Source organism: Halalkalibacterium halodurans (assembly GCF_005671335.1).
In the GTDB taxonomy this organism is placed as follows: domain Bacteria; phylum Bacillota; class Bacilli; order Bacillales; family Bacillaceae_D; genus Halalkalibacterium; species Halalkalibacterium halodurans.
Genome location: NZ_CP040441.1, coordinates 429025 through 455845 on the forward strand (window position 1 = coordinate 429025; position 26821 = coordinate 455845).

At 44.0% G+C, this 26821-nt stretch carries 26 protein-coding genes and 2 pseudogenes; 20 read left to right on the forward strand and 8 right to left on the reverse strand.

Annotated elements, in window-relative coordinates; translation table 11 throughout:
• Positions 1 to 258 precede the first annotated feature (258 nt).
• Positions 259 to 777 (forward strand): cupin domain-containing protein, encoded by a 519-nt coding sequence (locus tag FED51_RS02150; protein ID WP_010896549.1) that lies wholly within the window; start codon positions 259 to 261, stop codon positions 775 to 777.
• Between the two features lie 260 nt (positions 778 to 1037).
• Entirely contained in the window at positions 1038 to 1994 is a 957-nt protein-coding gene (locus FED51_RS02155) for a hypothetical protein (protein ID WP_138090215.1), read from the forward strand.
• Between the two features lie 130 nt (positions 1995 to 2124).
• Here the strand turns inward: FED51_RS02155 and FED51_RS02160 are convergent, their stop codons facing one another.
• Positions 2125 to 4056 carry an endonuclease MutS2 gene (locus FED51_RS02160; protein WP_138090217.1) on the reverse strand — a complete coding sequence of 644 codons (1932 nt, stop codon included), beginning with the start codon at positions 4054 to 4056 and terminating at the stop codon, positions 2125 to 2127.
• A 413-nt stretch (positions 4057 to 4469) separates the two neighbouring features.
• On the opposite strand from FED51_RS02160, the gene FED51_RS02165 reads away from it, so the two are divergent.
• The 5 genes and pseudogenes from FED51_RS02165 to FED51_RS02185 all read left to right on the forward strand — a co-directional run bounded on the left by FED51_RS02165 (position 4470) and on the right by FED51_RS02185 (position 8114).
• Positions 4470 to 4811, forward strand: coding sequence for a cupin domain-containing protein (locus FED51_RS02165; protein WP_138090219.1), 342 nt, complete (start codon positions 4470 to 4472; stop codon positions 4809 to 4811).
• 23 nt (positions 4812 to 4834) lie between these two features.
• Positions 4835 to 5491, forward strand: a complete 657-nt coding sequence (locus tag FED51_RS02170; protein ID WP_138090221.1) for a cyclase family protein — start codon at positions 4835 to 4837, stop codon at positions 5489 to 5491.
• Between the two features lie 231 nt (positions 5492 to 5722).
• A pseudogene (locus FED51_RS21305) lies at positions 5723 to 5848 on the forward strand (antibiotic biosynthesis monooxygenase); the annotation flags it as partial.
• 493 nt (positions 5849 to 6341) lie between these two features.
• A complete protein-coding gene (gene erm / locus FED51_RS02180) occupies positions 6342 to 7196 on the forward strand; it encodes a 23S ribosomal RNA methyltransferase Erm (protein WP_138090223.1) in 855 nt (284 codons plus the stop codon).
• 15 nt (positions 7197 to 7211) lie between these two features.
• A complete protein-coding gene (locus FED51_RS02185) occupies positions 7212 to 8114 on the forward strand; it encodes a macrolide 2'-phosphotransferase (RefSeq protein ID WP_138090225.1) in 903 nt (300 codons plus the stop codon).
• 119 nt (positions 8115 to 8233) lie between these two features.
• Here FED51_RS02185 and FED51_RS02190 read toward each other — a convergent pair whose 3' ends face one another.
• From FED51_RS02190 to FED51_RS02200, 3 genes are read right to left on the reverse strand one after another with little or no spacing between them, the layout of a single operon-like run.
• A complete protein-coding gene (locus tag FED51_RS02190; RefSeq protein WP_138090227.1) occupies positions 8234 to 8926 on the reverse strand; it encodes an ABC transporter ATP-binding protein in 693 nt (230 codons plus the stop codon).
• A complete protein-coding gene (locus tag FED51_RS02195; RefSeq protein WP_010896562.1) occupies positions 8923 to 9303 on the reverse strand; it encodes a GntR family transcriptional regulator in 381 nt (126 codons plus the stop codon). Before FED51_RS02195 ends, FED51_RS02190 begins: the two co-directional genes overlap by 4 nt.
• A gap of 3 nt (positions 9304 to 9306) precedes the next feature.
• Positions 9307 to 10080 carry a hypothetical protein gene (locus tag FED51_RS02200; RefSeq protein WP_138090229.1) on the reverse strand — a complete coding sequence of 258 codons (774 nt, stop codon included), beginning with the start codon at positions 10078 to 10080 and terminating at the stop codon, positions 9307 to 9309.
• Positions 10081 to 10489: 409 nt separating this feature from the next.
• Here FED51_RS02200 and FED51_RS02205 point away from each other — a divergent pair, with 409 nt between their 5' ends.
• Positions 10490 to 11407 (forward strand): GNAT family N-acetyltransferase, encoded by a 918-nt coding sequence (locus tag FED51_RS02205; protein WP_138090231.1) that lies wholly within the window; start codon positions 10490 to 10492, stop codon positions 11405 to 11407.
• 283 nt (positions 11408 to 11690) lie between these two features.
• Here FED51_RS02205 and FED51_RS02210 read toward each other — a convergent pair.
• Positions 11691 to 12863 (reverse strand): annotated as a pseudogene (locus FED51_RS02210) (IS256-like element IS654 family transposase).
• Positions 12864 to 13084: 221 nt separating this feature from the next.
• Here FED51_RS02210 and FED51_RS02215 point away from each other — a divergent pair.
• From FED51_RS02215 to FED51_RS02225, 3 genes are all read left to right on the forward strand, one after another.
• The gene (locus FED51_RS02215; protein WP_010896566.1) at positions 13085 to 13582 is read left to right on the forward strand and encodes a hypothetical protein; all 498 of its coding nucleotides are present in this window, start codon (positions 13085 to 13087) and stop codon (positions 13580 to 13582) included.
• Between the two features lie 55 nt (positions 13583 to 13637).
• Positions 13638 to 14555, forward strand: a complete 918-nt coding sequence (locus tag FED51_RS02220; RefSeq protein ID WP_138090233.1) for a hypothetical protein — start codon at positions 13638 to 13640, stop codon at positions 14553 to 14555.
• A 345-nt stretch (positions 14556 to 14900) separates the two neighbouring features.
• Positions 14901 to 15836: a DMT family transporter gene (locus FED51_RS02225; RefSeq protein ID WP_010896568.1), complete on the forward strand. Its 936-nt coding sequence runs from the start codon at positions 14901 to 14903 to the stop codon at positions 15834 to 15836.
• A gap of 112 nt (positions 15837 to 15948) precedes the next feature.
• Here the strand turns inward: FED51_RS02225 and FED51_RS02230 are convergent, their stop codons facing one another.
• Positions 15949 to 16653 (reverse strand): ArsR/SmtB family transcription factor, encoded by a 705-nt coding sequence (locus FED51_RS02230; RefSeq protein ID WP_053432128.1) that lies wholly within the window; start codon positions 16651 to 16653, stop codon positions 15949 to 15951.
• Between the two features lie 82 nt (positions 16654 to 16735).
• On the opposite strand from FED51_RS02230, the gene FED51_RS02235 reads away from it, so the two are divergent.
• Entirely contained in the window at positions 16736 to 17353 is a 618-nt protein-coding gene (locus tag FED51_RS02235; protein WP_053432129.1) for a flavin reductase family protein, read from the forward strand.
• On the opposite strand, the gene FED51_RS02240 is transcribed toward FED51_RS02235, so the two are convergent.
• Positions 17302 to 17808 (reverse strand): methylated-DNA--[protein]-cysteine S-methyltransferase, encoded by a 507-nt coding sequence (locus FED51_RS02240; protein ID WP_053432130.1) that lies wholly within the window; start codon positions 17806 to 17808, stop codon positions 17302 to 17304. The two genes, FED51_RS02235 and FED51_RS02240, sit on opposite strands and share 52 nt — an antisense overlap.
• Before the next feature lie 146 nt (positions 17809 to 17954).
• On the opposite strand from FED51_RS02240, the gene FED51_RS02245 reads away from it, so the two are divergent.
• From FED51_RS02245 to FED51_RS02280, 8 genes are all read left to right on the forward strand, one after another.
• Positions 17955 to 18500 (forward strand): bifunctional transcriptional activator/DNA repair enzyme AdaA, encoded by a 546-nt coding sequence (locus FED51_RS02245; protein WP_053432131.1) that lies wholly within the window; start codon positions 17955 to 17957, stop codon positions 18498 to 18500.
• Positions 18501 to 18699: 199 nt separating this feature from the next.
• Entirely contained in the window at positions 18700 to 19617 is a 918-nt protein-coding gene (locus FED51_RS02250) for a DMT family transporter (RefSeq protein ID WP_053432132.1), read from the forward strand.
• A gap of 128 nt (positions 19618 to 19745) precedes the next feature.
• Positions 19746 to 21344: a sensor histidine kinase gene (locus FED51_RS02255; RefSeq protein ID WP_053432133.1), complete on the forward strand. Its 1599-nt coding sequence runs from the start codon at positions 19746 to 19748 to the stop codon at positions 21342 to 21344.
• Complete coding sequence (locus FED51_RS02260; protein ID WP_010896576.1) at positions 21341 to 22054, forward strand: response regulator; 714 nt, start codon at positions 21341 to 21343, stop codon at positions 22052 to 22054. Before FED51_RS02255 ends, FED51_RS02260 begins: the two co-directional genes overlap by 4 nt.
• A gap of 124 nt (positions 22055 to 22178) precedes the next feature.
• Complete coding sequence (locus FED51_RS02265) at positions 22179 to 23372, forward strand: NAD(P)-dependent malic enzyme (protein WP_053432134.1); 1194 nt, start codon at positions 22179 to 22181, stop codon at positions 23370 to 23372.
• A gap of 94 nt (positions 23373 to 23466) precedes the next feature.
• Positions 23467 to 24786 carry a 2-hydroxycarboxylate transporter family protein gene (locus FED51_RS02270; protein WP_053432135.1) on the forward strand — a complete coding sequence of 440 codons (1320 nt, stop codon included), beginning with the start codon at positions 23467 to 23469 and terminating at the stop codon, positions 24784 to 24786.
• A gap of 110 nt (positions 24787 to 24896) precedes the next feature.
• Complete coding sequence (locus tag FED51_RS02275) at positions 24897 to 25796, forward strand: AraC family transcriptional regulator (protein WP_083445645.1); 900 nt, start codon at positions 24897 to 24899, stop codon at positions 25794 to 25796.
• A gap of 176 nt (positions 25797 to 25972) precedes the next feature.
• Positions 25973 to 26521 (forward strand): DUF6944 family repetitive protein, encoded by a 549-nt coding sequence (locus FED51_RS02280; protein WP_053432136.1) that lies wholly within the window; start codon positions 25973 to 25975, stop codon positions 26519 to 26521.
• On the opposite strand, the gene FED51_RS02285 is transcribed toward FED51_RS02280, so the two are convergent.
• Positions 26522 to 26719 (reverse strand): hypothetical protein, encoded by a 198-nt coding sequence (locus FED51_RS02285; protein WP_053432137.1) that lies wholly within the window; start codon positions 26717 to 26719, stop codon positions 26522 to 26524. It lies immediately after the preceding gene.
• Positions 26720 to 26821 lie beyond the last annotated feature (102 nt).

A 26821-nucleotide genomic window follows, 5' to 3' on the forward strand; every position in this document is an offset into this window, starting at 1 on the left:
TCGTGCGACAAAATGTGGTAAAGTGGAATATAATCAAATTGGTGGAAGAGTCGTAGAATCAAGTTCAAATGAACGAGAGGGATTCCGACTCACACCTAGTATATGCCATGCTAACCTACATGGAAGCACTTTAATCTCTCAATTTGCCTACGAGTATCACCAACTGTTAAAGTGAGCAAAAGGATGAAGCTCAGGCTGTAAAGGTTGAAAAAGCACGTACGATTCTCATAGTATGAAACGGATCGTGAGGTGATACGGATGGAAAAGTCTCCGCTAGTTCATGAAGGTGGACGGTCGGTCACGTTTCTAAAGCAAGGTGTGGATGAAAAAGGGGCATACTTGTTAGTCGAACATCGGATGATGCAGCAAGGAGCGGTGAATGGACCCCATTGGCATCCGGTTCTACAAGAGACGTTTACAGTGAAAGAAGGACAGATGCGCTTTGTCATTGATGGGGAAGAAAAATTCGTCGAGGCAGGGGAGCAGGTTACGATTGAGCCCAAGCAGGTTCATCAGTTTTGGAATATGAGCGAAGAGCGACTCGTGGCTATACATGAAGTCCGTCCACCCGGAAATCATTGGGCGATGTTCGAATTGCTCCATAAGCTAGAAGTCGAAGGTAAGGTGAACCAGAAGGGGATCCCGACCAACCCGTTATGGGTCGGAGTGGCGTGGGAATTGATGGATGGTTACATAAAGGGGCCACCGCTACTTGTGCAGAAGGTTGTTTTTGGTGGATTAGCCAAGCTGGCCAAGATCTTTGGCTATTATCGTTAAACGACACTCGTTTCCTTTGTGGGAATGATAGACAGATAGAAAGTGACCGTATTAAGATAAAGCCATGTCAGCGTTTTTGAATGGTAGAAGCTAGCTAGACATGCTTTTTTTATTAATCGTTTACATCATCTCTGGCTACAGAAAAAGGGAGATTAATTGCTTGAGGAAATGAAAAGGAAATAATCAGTCAACAGGGCGATTGCTAAAAGGGAGCAATCGCTATTTTTACGTATACGGAGCACTGAGGAGGGGATGGCCTAATGTCAGAGCAGGATATCGAAAGGTTTTTAAGTGAACAAAATAAGAGAGTGGAAGACTTATATCAACCAGTCTTATTGAATCACTGGATGGTAGCGACGACCGGGGAACAGGAATGGAGTGATAAGCACGAGCAATCCTTAAGCGAGTATTGGGCCCATTTTTCCGATCGAGAATCTTTTCAAAAGGTTACTCGCTTTCGAAAAATCGATTCGCTCCCCTTGATGCAGCGGCGGCAACTTGATGATTTACATGATAAAATGATCAAAAATCAATTCGAGGAGGGCACTCGCCAACAGATCCTCTCGCTGGAGAAAAAGATTTCACATGTATTTACTACGTTTCAACCACTTAAATTTATTGATTCACGTTTACCTTTCCTGTTACGCTTTCATTCCCATACGCTAACGACAGAAGCGAGCGCGCTGTTTTTTGGTCGAATGACTAAGATGGCCGAATGGTACGAGCAATTTCTCGGAATTGATCGGGAAACGTGTGAAAGAATCGGACGAAACATGGAAAAAATGCTACAGCGGCAAATGGTCGTGTCGACAAGATGGATGCTTACCTTTAGCTTTTTTGAAAAATCATTGTATGAAGACCCGGATCAAGATATTAATGCTTTGTGGTGGAAGCTCGTCAAGGAGATTCAGTATATGGCCCCCCCAGAGGATACAGGTTCTCCTGATTGGGCGGCAAAAATGCATTTTTCGTTGGCGCCTGTTTACTACCAAGATTACCTTCTAGGGGAAATGGCCGCTTCTCAATTGCACCATTACATTAAAACAAACGTATCCACGGATCTATTCAGTCCGAACGTAGGAACTTATTTAAAGGAAAACGTTTTCAAACTGGGGGCTTTGCTACATTGGAACGATAAGATGAAAAAGGCAACAGGGGAATATTTGACGCCGACGTATTTTATAAAGCAGTTTTTTACGAATGATGAAGCAAGCTAGCGATCCCTTACGAGAGGCGTTACAATTTGGATAAGGTAAACGTATTGTATGTAGAGTGGGATGATTAAAGAAAAAGCGAAGGCCGCGGCCTTCGCTTTTTTCCGTAGCATAAAGCCACGTTTTTCTAAAATCATTCTTCTTCATGAAGCACATGACCTTCCACATGCTTTCGTTCGAGGAGGCGCTTCGTTTTTCGGTAGTCGACCGATTTAAAAATGAAGTCAAAATCATAGTTTGGCGGGTAGAGCTCACTTGCGGGAATATGAAGAGTTAACCGCTTATGGTTGATCCGCTGCTTCTCTCCTTTGATTTGCACGATGTAATGCCCTGTCTCATCAGGCCCTTTATAGACGATGCCAATGGCACCATGGGGAGAGACGGTGACGTTATCCCCTTGGTTGAATTGGGGGATCGGTGCTTTTTTTGTCTTTCCTTTTGTTCGAATATGATTGGACGTACGCAACTGCCTTTCATACCGAAGTCTTTGCGTTGAATCGAGATCTTTAGTGGTGGTATACCGAGATTCTCCTAACTGATCCCCTGTAAGCTGCTGGGCTCGGTGAATGAGCTCTGGATGGAGACCGAGTGTAAAGGCAATGTCGAAGGCTTGACTATTTCCCGTTTCCCCTAATAATAGGCGATAGGTTGGCTGAAGGGTCGCTACATCAAACTCCATTGAGCCGTTCAAAAAGCCTTCATGTGTTTTGGATAGGGACTTTAACTCCCGGTAATGGGTCGTAGCTAAAATCGTCGCTCCTTTTGCGAAAAGCTGCTCCAAAAGAACTTGGGCAAGAGCCATTCCTTCGTTCGGATCGGTTCCCGAGCCGAGCTCATCGACGAGCACCAAGGTTTGATCATCCGCTCGCTCAAGGATGTGAATAATATTTGTTAACCTCGAGCTGAACGTGCTTAAGTTTTGTTCAATGCTTTGCCCATCACCGATATCAACGAATAGCTTTTGAAACACGTGAAGGGAGGTCTTCGGTCCAGCCGGAATCATCAGGCCTGTTTGTGCCATTAAGGTAAGGAGCCCGACGGTTTTTAACGTCACTGTTTTACCGCCTGTGTTCGGACCTGTAATGATAAGCGCCCGTTCACGAATGCCTAGCTTTAGCGAAAGAGGCACGGCTTGCTCCCCTAATAGAGGATGGCGTGCGTCATCGAGATGGATCGTGTAGTCATCGTTAAGGGCTGGGATGACGCCATCAATCGAACGACCGTACTTCGCCTTTGCAAATAGGACGTCATAGTGGTGCATAATGTCCATCGCCAAGTGCAGTTCTTTCTCGATCGCCAACACACTTGCTGTTAACGTATAGAGAATTGTTTCCACTTCATAGCTTTCTGCGGCGAGCAAATCGTCCAATTGTTCATAGAGTGCTCCCACTTCTTTTGGCTCCATAAATACGGTCGCTCCCGAGGACGATGTATCGATTACAGTGCCTGAAACTTTGGAGCGATACTGCTTTTTGATCGGAATCGTGAACCGGCCGTTTTTCTCGACGACTATGTTCTCTTGGAGATAGGAAGCGAGCTTCTTCGAAAGGCACATGGCTTCCGCTTTTTCTTTTACTTCGGCTCGCTTGATCCTGAGATGTCGGCGGATGTTGGCCAGCTCTGGCGTAGCATGGTCGTCAATTTGCCCGTGACGAAGGCTACGCGCCATTTCATCTTCTGTATCGCCCATATCTTCGATTGATTGTACATACGTGGCGACGGTTGGAGCCACTGCTACTTTATCGCGCATATACCTTTTGAGCTTGCGGCAATGCTCGAGAAACGACATCACGCGCTGGAGCTGACTCGGCTGTAAATACAATCCCTTTTTCGCTTGCTCAAGATAGGTGGTCATATCATCGAGAGAATGAATCGGGACACTTGAGTTGATGGCAAGAATCCGTCCTGCTTCATCGACCTCGTGAAGCATGCGTTCAATTTGTTTTTTATTAAGTGTGGGCTTACTCATTCGGATCGTTTCCTTTGCCCGATCTGTATAGGCAAATGATGCTACGGTTTCTAATATGTGATCATAATCAAGTTGTTGTAAAGCTGTATCGTTCATGACGAGAATCGTCCCTTCTGTAATAAAATGTACACAAAAAACGCCTCAAGCAATCGCTTGAGGCGTTCGTTCGCCCTTTACGTTGAATAGACCCCGAATAAAGACAGACGGGTGCCTAGAATGATTGCTCGGTTCTTAACTCGTACGAATAGGTAGCACAAATAAACCGACGTGTATGTCGATTTTTTTACCGATTCGTACGTATCCAATTACGGATTAGTTAAGAACACTCACGCTCATAAAACAAACTCCTTTTTAAGCCCCGTCGGACAGAGGCCGTCAACGTAAAGGTTGTGTAATTACTCCAAGTGTATGCACGTTTCTTGATTTTGTCAATGTCCCCCTTTGGAATTAGTGGTAACGGTTTAAAAAGAGAACGTTGTATAATAGGAAAAAGCATAAAGGAGGGTGTCATGAAAGTAAGTAAGGCAAATGGGGAGCATTACATATGGGGCGACCAGTGCGATGGCTGGCATTTAGTGAAAACCGATGAGTTAAGCATCATCCACGAGCGGATGCCACCTCAAACGCAGGAAGTGCGGCACTATCATGAACGCTCTCGGCAGTTTTTCTTTGTCTTTTCAGGGACAGCGACACTTGAGGTGGATGGTGAAAAAATTCAAATTGGCGTGCAAGAAGGGGTGGAAGTCCCGCCACGTGTCCCGCATCAAATGTTCAATGAGTCAAGCGAAGATGTGCATTTTCTCGTCACCTCACAGCCAAATAGTCGAGGGGATCGGGTGTTGTGTAAATGAGAGAGTACATGGGGAGGCAAGCGATGAAGAAATTGGTAGATGTCAGTCATACGATTGAAAATGGTCTAATCACGTATAAAGGACTGCCGGCTCCGATAATTTGTGACTATTTGAGCCGAGAGGAGTCACGATCCTTCTATGAACCAGGTACGGAGTTTCAAATTGGCAAGATTGAAATGGTAACTAACACTGGCACCTACATTGACGTTCCCTTCCATCGATATGCTGATGGGAAAGACTTATCAGAAGCAACGGTTGAACAAATGGCCGGGCTGGAAGGTGTCGTCATTCCGATCGATAAGCACGTGAGAAAAATCGATGTTGATGTATTTAAAAGCGCAGATCTTCACGGAAAGGCTGTGCTCATCTATACAGGCTGGGACGAGCATTGGAACACGGAACGGTACTTTGAGGATCATCCGTATGTGACGGAGGAAGCGGCGAACTACTTGAAGGAGCAAAAGGTCGCGTTGGTAGGGATCGACTCCCATAACATTGATGATACATCGGGCAAAAGGCGTCCGGTGCATACGATTTTATTAGGGGCGGACATCCTGATTGTTGAACACTTATGCAAGCTGGGACAGCTCGTGGATCAATCGTTTCTTTTTTATGCGGTAGCACCAAAATTCAAAGGGGCCGGTACCTTTCCAGTTCGGGCTTTTGCGGAAAATGTATAAGATATAGTGTTGGGTCTAGAGAGATTGCGAGGAGCAGTCTCTCTTTTTTAGGAGGAAATGAGTTTGTTCATTCCCACTAAATGGTGAAAGATTAAGGGATTTTTAAGATTTTTCGATCATTAAGTTACGCTATAATAAAAGAAATTTAGGACAAATGAAAGAATCGGTGCTGAACGTTGTAGATCTTCTATCGTTACAACAGCGGCATCAGGCAACTCATCTACTTTCGACTGGAAGGAAAACGCTGCTCATAAAATCGCACAAGAACGTGGAAAAAAAGAGTGGTACCGACGCTTTACACTACGGGTTTGCAAAGTGGAGCGAGATTATTTTTTCGAAAGACCCTCCCATTTGTAGTGAAAAAAGCTTTTGACTTTACTGGAAATCAACTGTATAATTGGCGGTGAACTTTTAATGATAGGAGGATTGCTAAAGAATGTATTCTAACAGACTTCGTATTCCAGTTTTGAACGCGTAACTAAATACGTTCAAAAGCTCTGCTTGTGTGCAGAGTAAATGGGATCAGTCTGTCCTTTAGCAATCTTCATTCGGAATATACGATGAGAAGAAAGGCGACTCGTTCTGCCTTTCTTTTTGTTTGTTTAAGGAAAAAAAGGATGACGAGTTGCGAATCTGGTTTGGGTCGTGAAAAGTAGTTACAGGGAATAACTACTTTGTGTCATTGAGACCTTAATCAGCTTCTTTGTGTGATCGCTCTTTCGTTCTACAACGGGAGAGGTCTTTGTGACAGCTTATCATCTAACGAAAACAGGATTGGTCTGTTTCCCTTTTACTCAAATCACAAGCAGAGGCTTGTGATTTTTTTATTGAGAGGAAAGGGATGATCGCTATGACGAAAAAGAAGCATAAATACAGCAATAAAAAACTTAGTCGCGGAGAGCCCCCCAATTTCTCCGGTCAGCATTTAATGCATAATAAAAAGCTACTGCAAGAAATTGTGGATCAGGCAAAGGTTAGTAAAAAAGATACCGTATTAGAGCTCGGCGCTGGCAAAGGGGCGTTGACGACGTTTCTTAGTGAACGAGCGAAAAGAGTGCTCGCAGTGGAATATGACCAAACGTTTATTCAAGTGTTAAACCGGAAAATGGCGCACGCCGCCAATACGACGATCATACACGAGGACATTATGCGCATTCATTTACCTAAGGGGGAATTTGTCGTCGTTTCCAATATCCCATATTCGATTACGACGCCAATTATGAAAAAGCTTCTTTCCAATCCGGTAAGTGGTTTTCAACGAGGTGTGATCGTGATGGAAAAAGGAGCAGCGAAACGGTTCACGTTGCCTTTCATCAAAAATGCATATGTGCTTGCATGGCGGATGTGGTTTGACTTGGAGTACGTCAAAGGGATTTCGAGAGAGTGTTTTTCACCTCCTCCAAAGGTGGATTCGGCGATGGTATTCATTTCTCGCAAGCCGGACCCAATTGTACCGTATAAGGATCGCTCCGCCTTTTTCGGTCTAGCAGAATATGCGCTCCGCGAGCCTAAGGCGCCAGCTGATTCACTGCTACGAGGGATTTTTACAGCTGCACAATTAAAACATGTGAAGCGCAATGCTGGGATTAAGCACGATGTCTCAATTGGTGCATTATCGGAAAGGCAATGGGGCGTCATCTTTGAAACCATGACTCAATATGTAAGACGGCCGCTGTGGCCACGACCGAGAAAGACAACATTATAAAGGGTGTGTAAATAAATGAGCAAAACAAAAGAGCAAGTCGTTGAGCTGGCACAAAAGCACGGAATCACGATTCAGGAAGGATCATTGATATTGAATGAATCCGGTCTCGATTTTCAAGTCGTATTTGCCTTAGATGTGAATGGCGAACGTTGGGTGTTACGCTTACCGCGGCGGGAGGATGTCGTTCCTTCAACGGCGAAAGAAAAGAAAACATTAGAACTGATTGCCCCTCATCTTTCGATGCAAGTGCCAAACTGGGAAGTGTACTCAGTGGAAATGATCGCGTATAAACAGTTAAAAGGGGTACCAGCAGCCACGATCGACCACGGGAGAAAGGCGTACGTATGGGAAATGGACCACACGAACGTCTCTGATCGGTTTATCGACACACTTGCAAGCGGGATGGCATCCTTGCATCAGATCAAGCAGGATGAGGCAAGGCGTGCAGGCGTCCCCGCGGAACAAGCAACGGAGGCAAGGGAACGAATGAGCGTACGTATGGAAAAGGTGAAGTCGGAATTTGGCGTCAGTGAACCACTTTGGGCTCGCTGGCAAAAGTGGTTACACCACGATGCTTTATGGCCAGCCGAAACAGGTCTCGTTCATGGGGATTTGCATGCGGGACATATTCTCATTGGCGAGCAAACGGAAGTGTCAGGTTTTATCGATTGGACAGAGGCGCAAGTAACCGATCTATCGGAAGACTTTGTTCCCCATTATCGAATTTTTGGGGAGGCAGCACTGAATCGGTTAATTGCCGCATATGAAGAGGCGGGTGGTTATGTTTGGCCTTCCATGAAGGAGCACGTGATCGAACGGGAGGCAGCCTTCCCTGTAGCGATAGCCGAGTTTGCTTTAAAATCAGGAATCGGTGAGTATAAGCGAATGGCAAAAGAGGTCCTTGGGGTGGCTGAGTAACTTTGAAATAATAAGAACCGGTCTCATTAGCCGATAGTCGGCTATGGGACCGGTTTGTTTAAGGATAAAAAGGCCACTCTTATTACGTCAAGTGATGATGGTAATAGGGCCGGGGAGAATTACGATTCATACACCTTCGTCATCCAATCGACAATGCTGAGATTTTCTTCTTCGCGCAGTTGTTCCACGTTATGGTGACCGATAATTTTCCCCTCTTTGATTGCAATGACCTCATCTAAAATGTTTTCCACTTCACGAACTTCATGGGTCGTAATAAGAACGAGCTGTCTTTCGAGATCGATGAAGGAGATGAGTCCTTTGACGATCGATTGCCGTACCATCGGGTCAAGCCCTGATAACGGTTCATCCATAAGGATCACGGGGACGTTCCGGGCTAAAGACAGTACGATTTTTAATCGTCCGCGATTTCCTTTCGACAGTTGTTTCAATTTGCTTTCAGGATCAAGCTTCATAAAGGTTAAAATCTCATACGCTTTTTTCGGATCGAAGTCAGGAAATTGACTCGCATAAAATTCAATCGTCTGTTCGACATTGTAAAATCGGTAGTACTCATCAAGCTCAGACAAGTACGAAACCGAGGAGGCGATTCGACGACTCACCTTGTTGCCGTTTACGAGTACTTCCCCTTTTGTCGGGTAAATAAGACCAGCGATAAGCTTCAGCGTCGTGGATTTGCCACTACCATTTTCGCCGACTAAGCCAGTGATCTTCCCTCGTGTGAGCTCCAAATTCACTTCTTGGAGCGCTGCTTTTTGTCTATATTTCTTCGTTACTTGTTGAAATGAAATCATTGCTCAGATGCTCCTTTCTCTGTTAAATAAGATTCGAGCCCTGCTTGAATTTCGTTATCAGAGTATCCCATTTCTCGCATCCCTTGGACGAAATGAGAGATTTCCGTTTCCTTCATTTGCTCTCGTATAGCTTGGAGAACCTGCTCATCTTCTGTTACAAACGTTCCTTGCCCCCGTTTGGATTCCACAATTTTCAACCCCTCTAGTTCTCGGTACGTACGTTGCACCGTATTTGGATTCACATTGGCTTCAATTCCCATATCGCGCACGGAGGGAAGCTTTTCTCCTAGGCGTAATTCCCCGCGGACGATTTGCCGTTTCACCCGCTCTGCTAACTGTAAATAAATCGGTTCTGAAGAATGAAATGTGTCAGTCATTGATTACACCTCAACTTTACGATCAAGAATCCAGCAACCGCCGCCAAAGAGCAAAATAGCCAACGCCAGGTCACGCACAAAGTGACTAAGGTATAGAACGGTTGTTGTTTGCTCAATTTCAAAATGGTGAACCTCATTTGAAATACTAAACTCAACCCCTGAAGGAATATTTCCTATGTGAATCGCTCCCCAAGTTAAGAAGGGAAAGCCATCGAATGCACTAAGGAGCCAGACCGCCCCGACGAAAAAGATGAATGTGAACACGAAACTGAGAAAATCGTTATACGTTTTGCTTAACGCCATGAAAATCGTCCAAAAAAAGAGATAGGTACATCCAAATAAGATGGTGGTGATCATTAGATAAATCATCCACAGGGTTAGGACGCCAAGCCATTCACCAGAATTGATGGACACCATGCTGTTTCCGAACGCTTGCCATAATACGGTCACAGAAATGATAAAGGTGATGAGCATATAGGTAGAGCCTGAAACAAGTTTGGCTAACAGTAAAGATGATGTTGGTAGAGGGTTATGCAGCCATAAATGCATTCGTTTTCGCTCCACATCTAAGCTGTACAACATGTAGTAGACTAAATAGAAACTGTGGAGAGTGATTGCGGCGAAAGCAATGAATGTCAGTAATTCCCATACCATGTCAAGCGACCTGCCGATTAGGATACCAATCGCAAACATACCAATTAGAAAGACAAGTGAAAAAATAAACGCTGGTAGCCCTAAGCGGAACTCCTTTTTCGTTAAATCGAGCCAAGCAGTCATAATTATTCCTCCTATGTTTGAGTGTCTTATTGTACTAATGAAATAGTACACTAAGACAAAAGGACAGTCAAGGCCTTTTCAGAAAATGTACGTAAGCCCACCCCTAACATTAAGCGAAGGTAGCGATTGTCAGCATTTATCTATGCCCAATGCGAGTCGTGAAGTAAAAAAGCTAACAGAAAAAAAGTTGATAAAAAAAATGGAAACGGCTATCGATCGTAGAAAACAAATAATAAGCCTTTAGCTGAGGGTGAAAAGGTAATGGAAGGCGTGTTCCATGTCATTGAAGCAAGGTTTGTCAGCTCATCGATGGTGCTGATCAAGTTGAATTAGCGGAAATCGGCGAGGCTTTCAATGTGCTTCAAAGACATCTTTTTAAACAAGAGAGAAGATAAGGGGAGATGTGGGCTTGATTACAATCAAACGGTTAAAGGATTGCACAATGACAGAAGCAGCAGAAGCCGGGAATCGGGGATTTGAAGATTACTATGTAAATATTGGCTTCACCCCTGATCGGCTAGTTTCCATGCTGTCGTTAACAGGACTATCATCTGTACACTCGGTGGTCGCTTTTTATGACGATCGTCCTGCAGGCTTTATCTTAAATGGCATTCGAATGATTGGCGGAAAACAAGTCGCATGGAATGGTGGAACGGCTGTAGTCCCTGAACTTAGAAGGCAAGGGATCGGTCAAAAACTCATGGCAGCCACGGTGGAATGCTATGAGGAGCAAGGGGTTGAGCTGGCGACACTCGAAGCTTTTCGCATAAATGAGAGGGCGATTGCACTCTATGAGACATTCGGCTACCACATTGTAGATCAGCTCTGTTTTTTGCAGCATATCGGTGCATTGGAAACGAGCTTCCGATCAAAAAGTGTTGGAGAGAACGACTATCGCGTCGCAAGAGGAACCGCACATGACGTGAGGCTACTTTCTTTTTATCAGCACACGGCTCCTTGGCGAACGCAGTGGTTTGCACTGCGCGGTGGCCAGTCCATCCTTGTCAAAGATGCGCTTAATCACACCATAGGGTATGCCTTGTACGAACGGGTCTTTGATGGGGAAGGATCGTTGGCCTCGATTGTGCTCTATCAATGTGAAGCCGCTCCGGGGCGAGACGATGCTGATGAAATTGTTCGGGTGGCCCTTGATGCTTTATTTGCTCCCCATGACGAGCCGTGCAAACGAACAACTTTTAACATGCCGAGAGCCAATAAGCGAGTCGTGCGTATTTTGCAGGAGGCTGGATTTACGGATGCCCATACAGCCGACGGCGTTCCCTTTGAACAAGTTTATATGGTAAGAAAGGGAAAGGATGATCGATAAACATAAGGGAAGGGTACGCGGAAATTCATTTTTGACATATGGTTTCTTAACGTTCTGACACCCTCTTGATTTAGTGTTAGATATTAACATACAAATAATAGAATGGAGATGTCTACTTTTGTCGTAAATATTGTATTATAATTGAAAATTATTTAATATATAGATGTTCAAGGTACTGTCAATAAGTTTGTGTAACGGTCTTAGGGTACTCCTCGAATAGGGTTTCTAGCTTATGACTGTCCCTCTGCAGAGGGACAGTCATAAGCTGCTCGTCGCTCCTTGATTATGGCCCGGAGTAGCGTTGCTTGAACATTTCTTGTAAAGCTTCGTAGGCCTCACCAAAACCACGAAGCCTACGTGTCGCCCAGCGTTCGTTATAGTCAATCGCTTGGAGATACACGATCTTCTCCGCCGCTTTCTCATTGGGTAAGCTGTTCATCGTTTTCGTACGTTTCTTTATTTCTTTCATTGTTCGTTCGATAATATTCGTCGTGTAGATCATGGGCCTGATCGTAGAAGGATACGACAAGAACGTCAAAAGGACATCTAAGTCCTTCTCCCAAGTAGCCACCACTTTTGGATAACGCTTTTGCCAATTTTCTTTAAACTCCTTAAAGCGGTTTTTCGCTTCCTCATACGTATTGGCTTGATAAATCGGCTTGAAGTCCTGGGCAACGGCTGGTTGATCTTTCTTCCGAACAGCGTGTAAGGCATTTCGCACCTTATGAACCACACACCGCTGGACATCTGCCTTTGGATAGACGGCCTTCATCGCTTCTTCTAGCCCAGCTAAGCCATCAAATACACCAAGGAGGACTTCTTCTAAGCCGCGGCTATAGAGATCGAGAAGAATGTTTCGCCATCCATTCGCACTTTCTTGACCCCCTACATAAAAACCTAGGATTTCTCGGTAGCCTTCTTCTGTTACGCCAACGACAAGGTACACCACTTCATTCGCCACATCCTCTCGGCGTAGCTTGAGGTAGGTCCCATCTAGATAGAGCACGGAATAACGCTTTTTTAGGGGCCGCTGTTGCCACTGAGTGATATCTTCTGTCACAACATCTGTCACTTGACTGATCGTTGATGCTGAGTATGAGTGACCCAGAATCTTTTCAATAAAGTGACCGATCTCACGTGTGCTAACCCCTTTTTGATACATGGTGATGATGGCTTCTCCTAGCCACTCTTCTCGACGTTGGTATGGAGAAAATAGCTCGGTTTGAAAGGCATTTTGGCGATCTCGTGGAACGCGTAGATTCTCCAGTCGGCCATATCTTGTATCCAACTGGCGAGTGTAAAAGCCATTCTTTTGGTTTTTTCATTCTGGATGTTCATGCGTAAAGAAACTTTCCATTTCTTCTTTCATGATGGTTTCGAGCTTCTCTTTTACAAATTCACGAACCATAGAATCTAATTGATTTTCAAATGTACTTTGTCCTATACTAGTACTCATAGGTAGGGCCTCTCCTCTCAGTTGGTTTAGCGGTTAACTAGAGGGTACCCTACCTCTTTTTTTGATTCAACGCCTTTACACAAACTATCGTACATCATCATGTTCCATGTGATTTACGATTTTAATAGTTGTTAAAGGAGGTACAGATTATAAAGGAAAATAAATAGGATTGTTTTAAATAGTAGGTTAGAGCTTTTGATATTTCAAAGGAGATGAATAAAATGAAGAAAGTATTAGGGGTGTTATTAGTTAGTGGTTTACTTATTTTACCTAATGGAATAATGTTAGCTAATGAATCACATATTCAGACCACACATGGAATTGAAACAGTTAACGGAGAACGATATGAAGTGTCCGAACACAAAGTAGAAAGTCGTGAAATTCCAGATGGTACCATGTCTATAACAGCAGGGAAAGCAGGGAAAAGGTATTCTTCTACTAAGACTTACAAATCTCTTTTAGGAAACTATTATTTTATTTCAAAATCTCAAGCTGATTACCAGCAAAATGTAATCGGTGTAAGGGGCCGTGCATTTGATAGACACGATGGATTAGTCTCTTCAAAGTCTGATAAACAAACTCATTCTACAATTGCTAGCGTGAAAGTTTTCCCTGATATGAATAGCTTCTATAATGCATACGCTGTGGGTAACCATACTTACGAGAGAAAAGGTTTTAAAAATTATTATCCAGAAACCAAATCGTATTGGGGGAAATAGTTAAGAGTATGGTAAAAGACACCTTACAATTATAGTTTATAAAGAAAGGCGTTAAATGACGCCTTTCTTTAAACTAAATTTAGGAGGAATTAAAATTAAAAGAAAATTCATTATCATTAGTTGTATGACAATCACGTTAATAGCGATTGTCTATCTCCTGTATCAAAACCGCACCTTCCCTATTGAAGAAAATTCAAGCATATATATGATTGGAGAAGATCCTGATCAAGGTGTTGAAATTTGGACGACAAATACTCAAGGAGATCCAATTATGAATGATACCGTGTTTGAAGTTGAACAGGAATCAACAATAGTCAATGTACATATTAATCATGAGGTTAATACTTCAAGGGAGTATGGAATTATCGTGTTACAGGATTTCATTCAGTCCTCCTTTCAGGTTGATGGGGTAAGTTACAATAATCTATACACCTTTGAATCAGATCCTCTTACTGAGAATATAATTCCGTTAGAAATCGACATCTTTGATGACTCAAAGGAGCTGATCATTTTAATCATTAGAGAGCCTCACGTGAAAGAAAAAGAATTTGATCTTGAAAAAGCCGTTAATTATGAGCTTATCTATGGAAAACGGCACCTCTTGAAATCTGATCTTGAGTTACCGAGTGAATTTGTTGAGCCAGACGGGTATGTATCTGATGAACAAAATGAAATCGATATTTTTTTAAGTAGTGAAAAAGAGGATTTACAGGCGATTGCATCTATGACTGAGAATACAACCCTTTATCTCCATGTAGGAAATCAAGGACTCGGTATATCGGTGCCTTATGCTATTGTAGGGTTTATGGACTGGAAGCAGATCGAAATTGAAGGAGAAAACTCTGTTTTGTATATAGAATCACCGGTAGATTCGTCTGATAGAGCAATATATGAGTTTTTAATTCCAAATGTAGAACATGACACAAATCTACAATTTGTGTTGTGGCGTTTCCTTTTCCTTATGAGAATTTAAATGAACGGGTGTTGTTCCCAGTTCAAGGGACATTTAGAGTTGTCATCGAAGGGAAGCAATGATTGAAAATCTCTGAACCGCAAAACAAAAATTTTAGTGAACCCTAAGAAACTACTAATGATTGGTAGTTTCTTTTTTTTGTGCTCCCTTCACACCAAAAGCATTGAGCCGGCAATTGATCATGTTTGTCCTACGCATGTTTCATAATTGGTACTACCAAACTTTGTGATAAGTGGTACTACTATCAACCAGTTCCCCATGGTAGGTTAAAACGAATGGTAGGTTAAAACGAAGATGTTTTTTCTAGATTTTAGAAAGAGGAAGGATCGTGGAGGGAATCTAAATATGAATCAGACAATCTCGGCTCAACTAAAAATCATGTTCGCGATGGTGATCGTGGGAAGCTCTGTCGTGGCAGGGAAAATGCTTGTAGAAAGCTTTCCTGTCTTTCTCGCCTCGGAATTGCGCTTCCTCATCGCAGCTCTCATTCTCGTTCCAATGTTGTTGAAAAAGGAGGGGATTCCGACTTTTAGCAAAAAAGAGGTGGGAATTCTCTTTTTACAAGCGCTGTCTGGTGTTTTCTTATTTAGCATCTTCATGTTGTATGGGTTAATGTACACAACCGCTATGGAAGGGGGCATCATTATGAGCACACTACCAGCGGTTGTCGCTCTGATGGCGTTTATCACCTTGAAAGAAAAGCTGACAAGATTGACGATCATCGGCATTCTCCTAGCAGTAGGTGGAACGCTCGCTATCAATACATCAGGCACATTATCAGACGTTGAACGGGGGGTGGCTCCATTGCTGGGAAATCTTTTGATCATAGGTGCAGTCATTAGTGAAGCTCTATTTATCATTTTCGGAAAATCGATTTCCCAAAGAGTCTCGCCTCTGGCGATTTCGACGATGGTTAGTGTATTTGGGGTCGTTCTGTTTCTGCCGTTTGCTATCTATGAAGCGACAAGATTTCCGCTAACAGACGTATCTTTAAACGATTGGTTGATCATTTTCTATTTCGGTGTGGTCGTCACTGTAATTGCTTTTGTTCTCATGTATCAAGGAATTGAAAAGGTTCCGGCGAGCACAGTCGGTGTCTTAACTGGTGTATTACCGATAAGTGCTGTGCTGCTCTCAGCCTTGATTTTAAAAGAAAGCTTTTCAACGTTTCATGTGGCCGGCATGGGTCTCGTACTAGCTGCTATTTTGCTCATTTCGATTGATTCAAACGTAGAGAAAAAAGAAGTTGCTTCTCTCAAAAAGAAGAAAGGCATCTCTTAAGAGAGGTTGTCTCATAAGCTACTTGTTTTAAGAGCAACAATCCGTTTTTTTTTTAAGCTACCTAGAAAGAAAATGGTTGATCCCCGTAAAGCTAAATGAGGTTTGGGGGCATTCAATTCTTATTTTTCTCGGCCAAAACGTCCATCGAAAACGTCTCGCGAAATCCTGTTTTTCCAAGTGGAGTGATGTTTAAAGCTCTCGAACGGGGCAAACGTTCTATCCAATGGAGTTGATAAAACCGCTCAAGCAAGGCGTGGCCTAATGCACCTGCCAGATGGGGGCGTCGTTCACTCCAATCTAAGCATTTATGGGAGAAGGAGCGGCGCTTTTTTCGTAGTTCTTCTAGGTTGACTTGAAAATCGGAAAAGAACCGCTCTCCTTTATCCGTTATGGAGAAGCCATTTTCCGTTTCAAATATGAACTGGTTTTGAAGCAATGACTCCATTAATTGCACCCCCACATGCCCTGCTAAATGGTCGTAGCATGTCCGTGCAAAGCGTAGTGCATGATCTTCTGTCGCTTGATTGAAGGAGTGGATTTCTTTTGGTGGAGCAATTGCTAACAAGGATTCCAGTACGTTGGCAACGTCCGAATCGACAATTCCGTAGTAACGATGTCGGCCTTGCTTTTCAACAGCGACGAGATGAGCTTCTACCATTTTCGTTAGGTGAAAGCTAGCCGTTTGTGGTGTAATGTTAGCCGCTAATGCGAGCTCTGTCGCGGTGTGGAAGCGTCCATCTAATAAAACGGTCATCATCGCCCCACGAGAATCATCGCTCACAAGGGAAGCGACAAGGGATAGGTTTGTATGCTGCATAATCCAGCCTCCTTGTATTCCATACTTCGATGATAGTTGAAATATCAATCAATTACAATAAGAGACATCAAATGGAGAAAGGATGTCTCGAATGAGCCATGTGAAGTCGACAACGATAAAACCGAGCATTTTATATTACGGAACACCCGTCATCTTACTTACGACGCTGAATGAAGATGGAACGGTCAATATTAGTCCCATTTCTTCGTCTTTTGTCTTAGGAAATCATATTGTTTTAGGGATTGGGGTTGGCGGAAAAGCAATGGAAAACTTAGAACGGCATACGGAATGTGTGATCAATCTTCCGAGTCCCGAATTATGGGAACATGTCGAACGATTAGCTCCCTATACAGGAAAACAGCCGGTACCAAGGGAGAAGGAAGCCCTTGGATTTACGTTTGAAAAAGATAAATATGGGCGAAGCGGCTTAACCCCCGTTAAATCGCTTTCAGTTCAACCGGATCGAATCGCAGAATGTCCGTTGCAAATGGAGGCAAAGGTCATCGATGTAAAGGTCCCAGCTCATTCCCCCTACTTTGCCATTGTGGAAACAGAAGTGCTCCATGTCCATGCCCATGACAGCATTGTCATCGATAACCGGTATATTGATCCGGCGCGTTGGAGTCCGCTCATTTACAATTTCCGGCACTACTTCTCGCTAGGAACAGAGCTCGGAAAGACGTTTCGCAGTGAAACATAGCGTGATTGCGCCTCATGATCAAGCAGCTGTTTTTTACGCTCCATCCCCCAGGCAAAGCCGGTTAATTTCCCCGTTTTCCCGACGACACGGTGACAGGGGATGACGAGTGCTAATGGATTATGACCGATCGCCTGCCCTACAGCACGATAGGCGTTCTCTCTTCCGATGAGTGCGGCGATTTGTTGATACGTCTGCGTGTCGCCATACGGGATCGAAGCAAGGGCTTTCCATACTTCTTGCTGAAAGGGTGTCCCTCTCATATCAATCGCGACGGTAAACTGTTTTAAGGTTCCTGCAAAGTAGTCGGTGAGTTCGCGAATGCAGTGATCGGTTTGCTCATTAGGTCTCTGATGAGAAGTAGTGGTACTAAAGCGAATGTACAGTACGTGTGTATCGCTAGATAGGATCTCCATCGGTCCAATGGGAGAGAAGTAATAGTCTTGATAAAGGTTCATATGTGTTGCCTCCATTAACGTTTATTGACCTAAGCATATAAAAGGAAGCGACCGAAAGCTTTTCTATTTTTGCTTTGTTATTTTGAATCGAATCAATCAGTGGAAAATGTGTGATAAGATAAAAGAGATGAAAAGGAGGAGTTCCTATGGATGAACGATATTGGCAGGCGATTGTGTCTTGTGATCAATCGTATGATGGCGTTTTCTATTATGCGGTAAAAACAACGATGATTTATTGTCGCCCATCGTGTCGGTCGAAAACGCCGAAACGTGAGAATGTCCTCATTTTTCATGATCCTGAACAACCACGAACAGATGGATTTCGCCCCTGTAAACGATGCCGACCAGATGTGCGGTCTTTTCGCACGACAAAAGAAGAAATTGTTGAAAAGGCAAAAGCATTTATTACTGCTCACTATCAGGAGGAATTAAACGTGTCGGTGATTGCAAGTCAAGTCTACGTAAATCCTTTCTATTTGCAGCGGATTTTTAAGGAAGAAACGGGGCTTTCTCCGAGCCAGTATCTACTTAAAAAGCGGATAGATGCTGCTCTAGCGATGTTGGTTAATCAAGAGGAAACCATTACGGATATTGCATTTAAAGTGGGTTTTAAAAACCCAGCCCACTTTTCAACGGTGTTTCGACATATGATGGGGCTTCCGCCGAAAAAGTATCGAGAGTCTTTTACGTAACCTAGCGATTCTGGGAAGGGGTTGTCGTATGGGTAGACAATTCAGCAACTTCTTATTAATGCAACTATCGCTCTGCCACCGCAGAGTTTTTTTCGTTCATGGAGTGATGCTGCTATACTCCAGAATTGAATGTCTATTTTAAAAAAGACGCCCCTCGTAAATAGAGGCATACTAAATATGATGAAAAGGAGGGAGATTGTTGAGGTTATATGTAATGTTACTCAGTTTGAGTCTTATATGGGGATTTTCATTTGTTTTTATCGAACATTTATTAGGGATCGTCGGAGTGTGGGGAACGGTTGTAGTACGCTGTTTTGCAGGAGCGATCATCTTGCTTCCGATTTTGCTAATGAGACGAAAGCTGTTCTGCCGCCCTGCGCCGTGGAAGGCACTTATGATTGTAGGGATTTTTAATGCGGGGCTTCCGTGGGGGCTGATTGCTCTAAGTCAAACAGAGATTTATAGCAGTACAGCTGCTGTTTTAAATGCGCTGACGCCTTTGTTTACAGGTTTAATAGGATTTCTTCTTTATTCGAATGCGCTATCTAGACAGCAGTGGGGAGGGATCGTCCTTGGCTTCAGCGGCGTTGTTGTCCTTACAGGATTTCAGCTTCAACTTCTGGCACCTGAACACTTCGTCGGTGTCGGTACGATGATACTCGCAACGATTTGTTATGGTTTTGCTTCACAGTATGTGAAAAGACATTTACATGATACGGATGTTGTACTTATCACTACATTCTCTTTGCTTTTTGGTGGTTTGGTCGGTCTCATCGGCATGTGGATCACCGATTCATTTCATGTCGTGCGTGTTCCTTTAACTATTGACTGGCTCTCTCTTATTTCAATCATCGGTCTCGGTTGCTTAGGCTCTGGCATGGCCCATTTGCTCTATTACGATTTAATGAAAAAAGGCGGTCCTGAATTTGCAACGACCGTCACCTATTTGATCCCGATGACGGCCATTATCTGGGGGAAACTCTTTTTGGACGAACTCATAACAAAAAATATCGTCATCGGTATGCTTATGATTTTAATGGGTGTCTACTTTACGTCGAAAAAAGGAAATGTATGCTCAGAAGCGAAGGAGAACAGCAATAAAGGTGAGCTAGCTTGAGTCCCCCTTTTTAGTTCTATCATTGCCTAGGGAGGGGCTCATTCGTACAATGAAGAGGATGTAGAGGTTTTTCTGATTCTTCTGCTTATATGGTACGATTGGGTTAGGACCAAGTTGGAGGTACGAAGGTGAGAAAGAAAAAAACAAAGCTAAGCATTTTAATCACAGCTCTTGTCTGTTTAGTGGTGATCGTTGCTTTAATCATTACCGATTTACTTGTGAGCGTGGCTACAAGTGAACGACTGCAAAGCAACATTGAAGAAAAAGCGATCGCGATTTCTCGAACAGTCGCCAAGGCGCAGTGGGTCATAGACGGTTTGGAGAATGAAGAAGAAGAGTGGCGTGTTCAAACGTATACAACGGAAATTCAAAGCGCTACAGATGTCTTATTTATTGTTGTGATGGATATGGAGGGGATTCGCAAATCTCACCCGAACCCAGAAGAGATCGGCAAACGATTTGTTGGAGGGGATGAGGTTGCGGCCTTAGAAGGGAGGGAGCATGTCTCGATTTCCACTGGTACGTTAGGGGAGTCGTTGCGTGCGTTTACCCCCATTTTTAATGATCACGGTGAGCAGCTTGGAGCTGTTGCTGTCGGGATCTCTCTTCAAGAGGTGAACGATGTATTAGCGGACAACCATACAAGCATTTTAAAAGGTTCTGTTATCGGAATTATTGTTGGAATTATTGGGGCTCTCATTGTTGCGAGTTATATTAAACGGGCGTTGTTAGGACTAGAGCCGTTTGAGATCGCGAAAATATTAGAGGAGCGAAGTGCGATGCTCCAATCGGCACGTGAAGCGATCATCGCGGTTGATAGTAAAGGGACGATTACCCTCGTCAACAAATCAGCGCTGAACTTATTTGAAAAAGCCGGAATGTCAGGCGATCCGATCGGGAAAAAAGTGACGGAGTTTATGCCGACCTCCCGTTTAGAATGGGTACTAAAAACGAGGCAGCCTGAGTTTGACGAAGAACAACAGATGAATGGAATGACCATCTTAGTGAACCGGGTGCCGATCATTGTCAATGATGAAGTCGTCGGGGCGATTTCGACGTTTCGTGATTTAACGGAAATAAAGCAACAAGCAAAGCAATTAACAGGTGTAAAGCTTTATGTGGAAGCTTTGCGTGCCCAGTCTCATGAGTTTATGAACAAGCTTCATGTCATCCTGGGGATGGTGAAAACGGAAAGCTATGATGAATTAAACGACTACATTCATCAAATTGTCAATCACCGCTCGACGGAATTAAACCATGTGATCAAACGGATAAAAGATTCCGTTTTAGCTGGATTTATCCTTGGGAAGTTAAGTTATGCCAGAGAGAAGCATATCACGCTGGACGTCCAAACGAAAAGCGTCATTCCGAAGGCTAGCAGTGAACAGATGGTCCATGAACTGATTACGATCTTAGGAAATTTAATTGACAATGCGCTGGAAGCAGTGATAAAAGCGAAGGAGAAAACGGTGCTCGTTCAGCTGGAATACAGCAATGAGCGGTTACACATACGCGTACAGGACACGGGGCCAGGGATACCGGACGGTGAGCAGGGCGATATTTTCAAAAAAGGGTACTCAACAAAAGGAGAAAATCGAGGCTACGGTCTATATCTAGTGAAACAAAGTGTCGAGAAACTGGGCGGCGCAATGGAGTATGAAAGCCGCGCCACAGGCATGACGTTTTACGTCGACATTCCGTACAAAACAAGGAGAGACAAGCGATGATTCACGTACTAATCGTGGAAGATGATCCGATGGTGGCCGAATTTAATAAGCGATATGTAAAAAACGTGGATGGATTCCATCTAGTGGGTATTGCTTATCATGTGGAAGAGGCGAAGACCGTCATCGAAGAGAAAAAGGTCGATTTAATCTTACTTGATGTGTACATGCCGGGAGAAAACGGGTTGGAACTTCTAAGCTATATTCGCGCTGAAAAATTGGGGATTGATGTCATATTAATTACGGCGGCCTCGGATGCTGATCACATTCAAACCGCTTTGCGGTACGGTGCTGTTGATTATTTAATTAAGCCATTTGAGTTTGAGCGATTCGAGCAAGCTTTGCTCTCATACAAAGACAAGCAATATGCATTACGAGAGAAGGAGCAACTCAATCAAGAGGAACTCGACCAACTACTGCTATCAGATGACAAAGATCCGGATCAGGAAATCGCTCTTCCGAAAGGGTTGACGCAGAGCACACTACAAATCATTGTGGAAGAAATCCGCAAAATTGGCGAAACGCCGTTTTCAACGGATGAGCTTGCTGAACAAACGGAGATTTCAAGAGTGTCGATTCGAAAGTATTTAAAATTTCTCGTGGACATTGAGTGTTTGGAGGAGCGACTAACCTACGGAATCGGTCGTCCCGTCTACTCGTATCAATATATAAAAGAAAATGGAGATCGACTGAAGCAGTACCTTAGCGGCTAATACGCCGCTTTTTTTAATTTCAAAACCCTTTTAATAGTTACAAAAACATTCATAAAACGTTCATTTTTTTATAATGAAATCACGACATTGTTAGTGAAAGCGATTACTTTTGGAGGGACTCGAAGTGGCTAACCCAAATTTGAAAGAAGAGGCGATTGCGCTTCATCAGAAGCATTCAGGGAAATTAGAAATCGTCGGCAAAATGGAAATTACAGATGAGAAAGACTTAAGTCTTGTATACACACCGGGTGTTGCAGATGTTTGCAAGCAAATTGCAGAACAGCCGGATAAAGTGAATTCATTGACGTCACGTGGGAACATGGTGGCGATCGTCACAGATGGAACCGCTGTGTTAGGTCTAGGAAATATTGGCCCTAAAGCGGCCATGCCGGTCATGGAAGGGAAAGCCCTTCTCTTTAAGAAATTTGCCAACATTGATGGCTTTCCAGTCTGTTTAAATACGCAAGATACAGACGAAATTGTCCAAATTATTAAAGCCCTTTCCCCTACCTTTGCGGGGATAAATTTAGAAGATATTGCGGCCCCGCGCTGCTTTGAAATTGAAGAGCGGTTAAAGGAGGAGCTAGACATTCCTGTTTTTCATGATGATCAGCACGGAACGGCCATTGTCGTCCTTGCTGCTTTAACGAATGCTCTGAAGGTCGTCAACAAGCTGAACCAGCCGATCAAAATGGTAATCAACGGAGCTGGGGCAGCTGGAACCGCCATCGCGAACCTGTTGCTTCATGCAGGCTTTAAAGACATTACACTCGTGAGCCTAGAAGGTGTCGTTGCAAAAGGGGAGGCATGGCTCAACCCAATGCAAGCAAAGATGGCCGAAGTTACGAATCTAGCCGGAGTGAAAGGCACATTAAAAGACGCGATTACAGACGCAGATGTCTTTATCGGCGTATCTGGACCAGGTGCGATGAAGAAAGAACACATCCAGGCAATGGCTAAAGATCCAATCGTTCTTGCGCTTGCAAATCCGATTCCGGAAATCTATCCAGAAGAAGCGGTCGAAGCTGGAGCGGCAGTAGTGGGAACAGGGCGATCCGATTACCCGAACCAAGTGAATAATCTGCTTGCTTTCCCAGGTATTTTCAGAGGCGCTTTGGATGCCGGAGCGAAGACGATTACGATGGAGATGAAAATTGCAGCTGCATATGCAATTGCCGACGTTTTATCAGATAAAGAAGTGAATGCGAACATGATTATTCCTGATGCCCTTGATGCACGGGTGGCTCAACGCGTAGCCGAGGCCGTAGCTACGACGGCGTTACAGCGAGAAAGAGTCGCTGCTCTATCAGCGAATTAAACAGGTGGAACCGCACCTTCTCATCAGTGGTGGTGGGAGGGTGAGGCCACAATCGACTTGTGAGGTTTTAGTTTTAGAAAAGGGGATGAGAGAGATGAAACAAGCAGCTGAGAAATGGCCAGCAAATGAAATGAAAAATAAGACAGTGCCACTTCCGAAAGCAGGAGTTAAAATCTTTGAAACACCTGTTTTGTGGTTTTTTGTTTTTGCTATTGTCACAATCGTCAGTTTATATACAGGGAACCTTCCCGGTGGAATGATCGGAAGCTTACTGGTGATGATCGTTCTTGGCGAGCTATTAGGCTGGGGCGGGGATCGGACACCGATCGTAAAGACGTATTTAGGTGGAGGCGCTATTGTTGCGATCTTTGGTTCCGCTTACATGGTCTACAGCGGTTTGCTTCCTGAATATGCAATTACGGGTGTAACTGACTTTATGACGACAGGCGGGTTTCTTGACTTTTACATCGCTGCTTTAATTACTGGAAGTATTTTGGGGATGAGTTCGAAGCTCTTAATTAAGGTCGGAGTGCGCTTTTTTCTCCCAATCATCGGTGCAATCATTGGTGCAATTGTTATAGCAGCAATCATTGGTAGCCTTGTTGGTTTTTCCGTTCAAGATGCGATTTTAGTGATGACCTTGCCAATTATGGGTGGTGGAATGGGTGCAGGTGCTGTTCCGATGAGCCAAATCTATTCAGAGCTTTTAGGGAATGAGCCGAGCTATTACATTTCTATGCTTGTCCCTGCATTAGCGTTAGGAAACGTATTTGCGATTATTTTTGCTAGCGTGTTAGACATGGTCGGAAAGAAATATCCTTCATTAACAGGTAACGGTCAGTTGATTGAAGGGGTCGAACAAGAAAAGAAAGAGCACAAATATGACATTAAGATTATGGGTGTCGGCTTACTAGCCGCGATTACGTTCTTTACAGCGGGCAGCATTTTAGGAGATTTTCTACCCATTCATGCGTATGCGATTATGATCATTCTCGTAGCGATTGCGAAAATTACGAACATGCTCCCTAAAGTTGTGCTCGATGGTGCGAGCCAATGGTATCAGTTCGTTGCGAAAAACTGGACGTTCGCGTTGCTTTTCGGTATCGGTGTCGCTTACACAGACTTAAACACCGTGCTTGAAGCATTGTCTTATCAATATGTGCTTACCGTTTTCGGTGTCGTATTAGGGGCGATTCTCGGTGCGGCTCTCCTTGGAAAGCTCGTCGGCTTCTATCCAATCGAAGCTGCAATTACGGGTGGTTTATGTATGGCCAACATGGGTGGCACAGGAGACGTAGCCGTATTGTCTGCTGCGAAACGGATGCAGCTTATGCCATTTGCGCAAATTTCCTCTCGCCTTGGAGGCGCGATCATTCTCTTAATTACCGGGTTGATCATACAACTATTCTTGTAAAAAGAAGAGCATTGGGCGTTAGCCTGATGCTCTTTTCCATCTGGCGGAAAAGGGTTTTTCCACGTCTTCCTCGAAATTGTAACAGAACGCCCGTTTCGGAGGAGAGACTAATGAGCATGAGTGACCGAGCCCGCTTTCATGCGGTTTTTCAATATATAGAAACACATTATAAGGACAGGATTGATCTTGATACGCTAGCGAATCGGTCCCATTTATCAAAATATCATTTTAGCCGACTGTTTAAAGAATTGACGGGTGACTCCCCTATGGCCTACGTTAACAAAGTACGTGTTCAAAAGGCGATTCCCTTATTAACATCGACAAAGAAAACGGTTCTAGAAATCGCCAGCCTTTGTGGCTTTGATTCGGTATCAACCTTCAATGCAACATTTAAAAAGCACTATGACCTTACCCCATCCTACGTTAGAAAAAATAGCAACAATTCGTTGGTCGTCAGCAAAAAGCAAGAAGAACTACCCGCAGTATTACGTTATGATCCTATTAATGAAGACAGTTTTTTAAGGAGGATCTGGACGATGAATATATCGATTAAAGAATTACCTGATTATGAAGTTGCGTTCGTGCGGCATGTGGGCAGTTATTTAGAAACATACAAAGCATGGGCAACGTTAGGAGCGTGGGCTAGCGAGAACCGGCTCGATCCGCCTCAATCCTATTTTATTGGGATCTCTTTGGATGATCCTATAACGGTAGAGGAACACCTCTGTAGGTATGACGCGTGTGTGACCCTGCCGGAAGGCTTTACGAAAAAACCACATGAGGACATCCAATTTAAAGGTTTAAGCGGTGGAACATATGCCCTATATAGCTTTTATGATCGAGTCGATAAGCTCGGAATCGTATATCAAAGCATTTTTACACAATGGTTACCAGCAAGTGGGTTTGTGGCCGATGACAAGCCAAGCCTCGAATTTTGTATGAATGATCCTGCCCTTGATCCTGAAGGGAAGGCAAAGGTGGACCTGTATATTCCGATTAGAAAGAAATAATGAAATAGATACATGCGTCTCCTTAACGGAAGAGGAGGCGCTTTTTTAAAAAAGGTGAATTTGTCTTTATCGAATCATCCATAAAAAACGCGGCATTTCTAGACCATCGTAACGGACTAAACGAGAAAGGTAGAATAGGATAAACTAATACAGTTTGAACCGGTGGTGAACGGCCGTTGACAGAGGATGAATTGTTACTTTATGGAGCGTGGGTTGACGCTATTGGTACCATTGTCTCGGCTTATGCTGAACTACGAGAAATATCAGGATTCAATGATGAAAACGACAAGATTGTCTCGATTGGTGAAGGGCTACAGGCAGTTGGAACAGCGATGATGGGAATCGTTACAACCGAAGACCTAATGAACTTTGCAGGAACATGGGTTGATGCTGCTGGAGCCGCAACGGCCTCGCTTGCAGCGTACCGACAGTCGGTTGAGGGCGGGGAATCTGATGCGAATCTCCGTCTAGAGGTACTCGGCGATACGTTTCAAGCGATGGGATCTGCCATGAGTGCATTGGCTGAATATAGGGCAGGGGCACCTTATGCAGGAAATGTACTACAAAGTCTTGGAGCCACCCTTGAAGCATTGGGCGCCCTTTTTGAACAAAAAAGCCGAGAGGAACAAGGACAAATGCTCGCGACTGTTGGGGCGATTATTCAAGCAACAGGAGCTAATTTAAATGCAGTCCTTATTTCATTCGATCATATGAATTCAGATTGATCAAGAGTTGTTAAAGGTTTGGGAAATTTCTTTTTCGGCAAGATCTTCATTAGCTGCCTCTATTTCCTGATGCTCGTCAATGGAGTCTCCGACTGGCTTTTGATTCGTACTGTAAGGGCGGCCGTGCTCAACACCGAGCTCCCCTGATTGATTGGCTTCGGTAGGAAAGGGAAATGTCTTTTTTTGCTTGTTTTTCATTATGCTCACCTCATCCATTAGCTTGCCTGTCCGTCGCACGATTATGCTGGGCGTTTTTGACAACGGGTCATGCTGTATAGTTGAGGTGCTTTTTTCTAACGC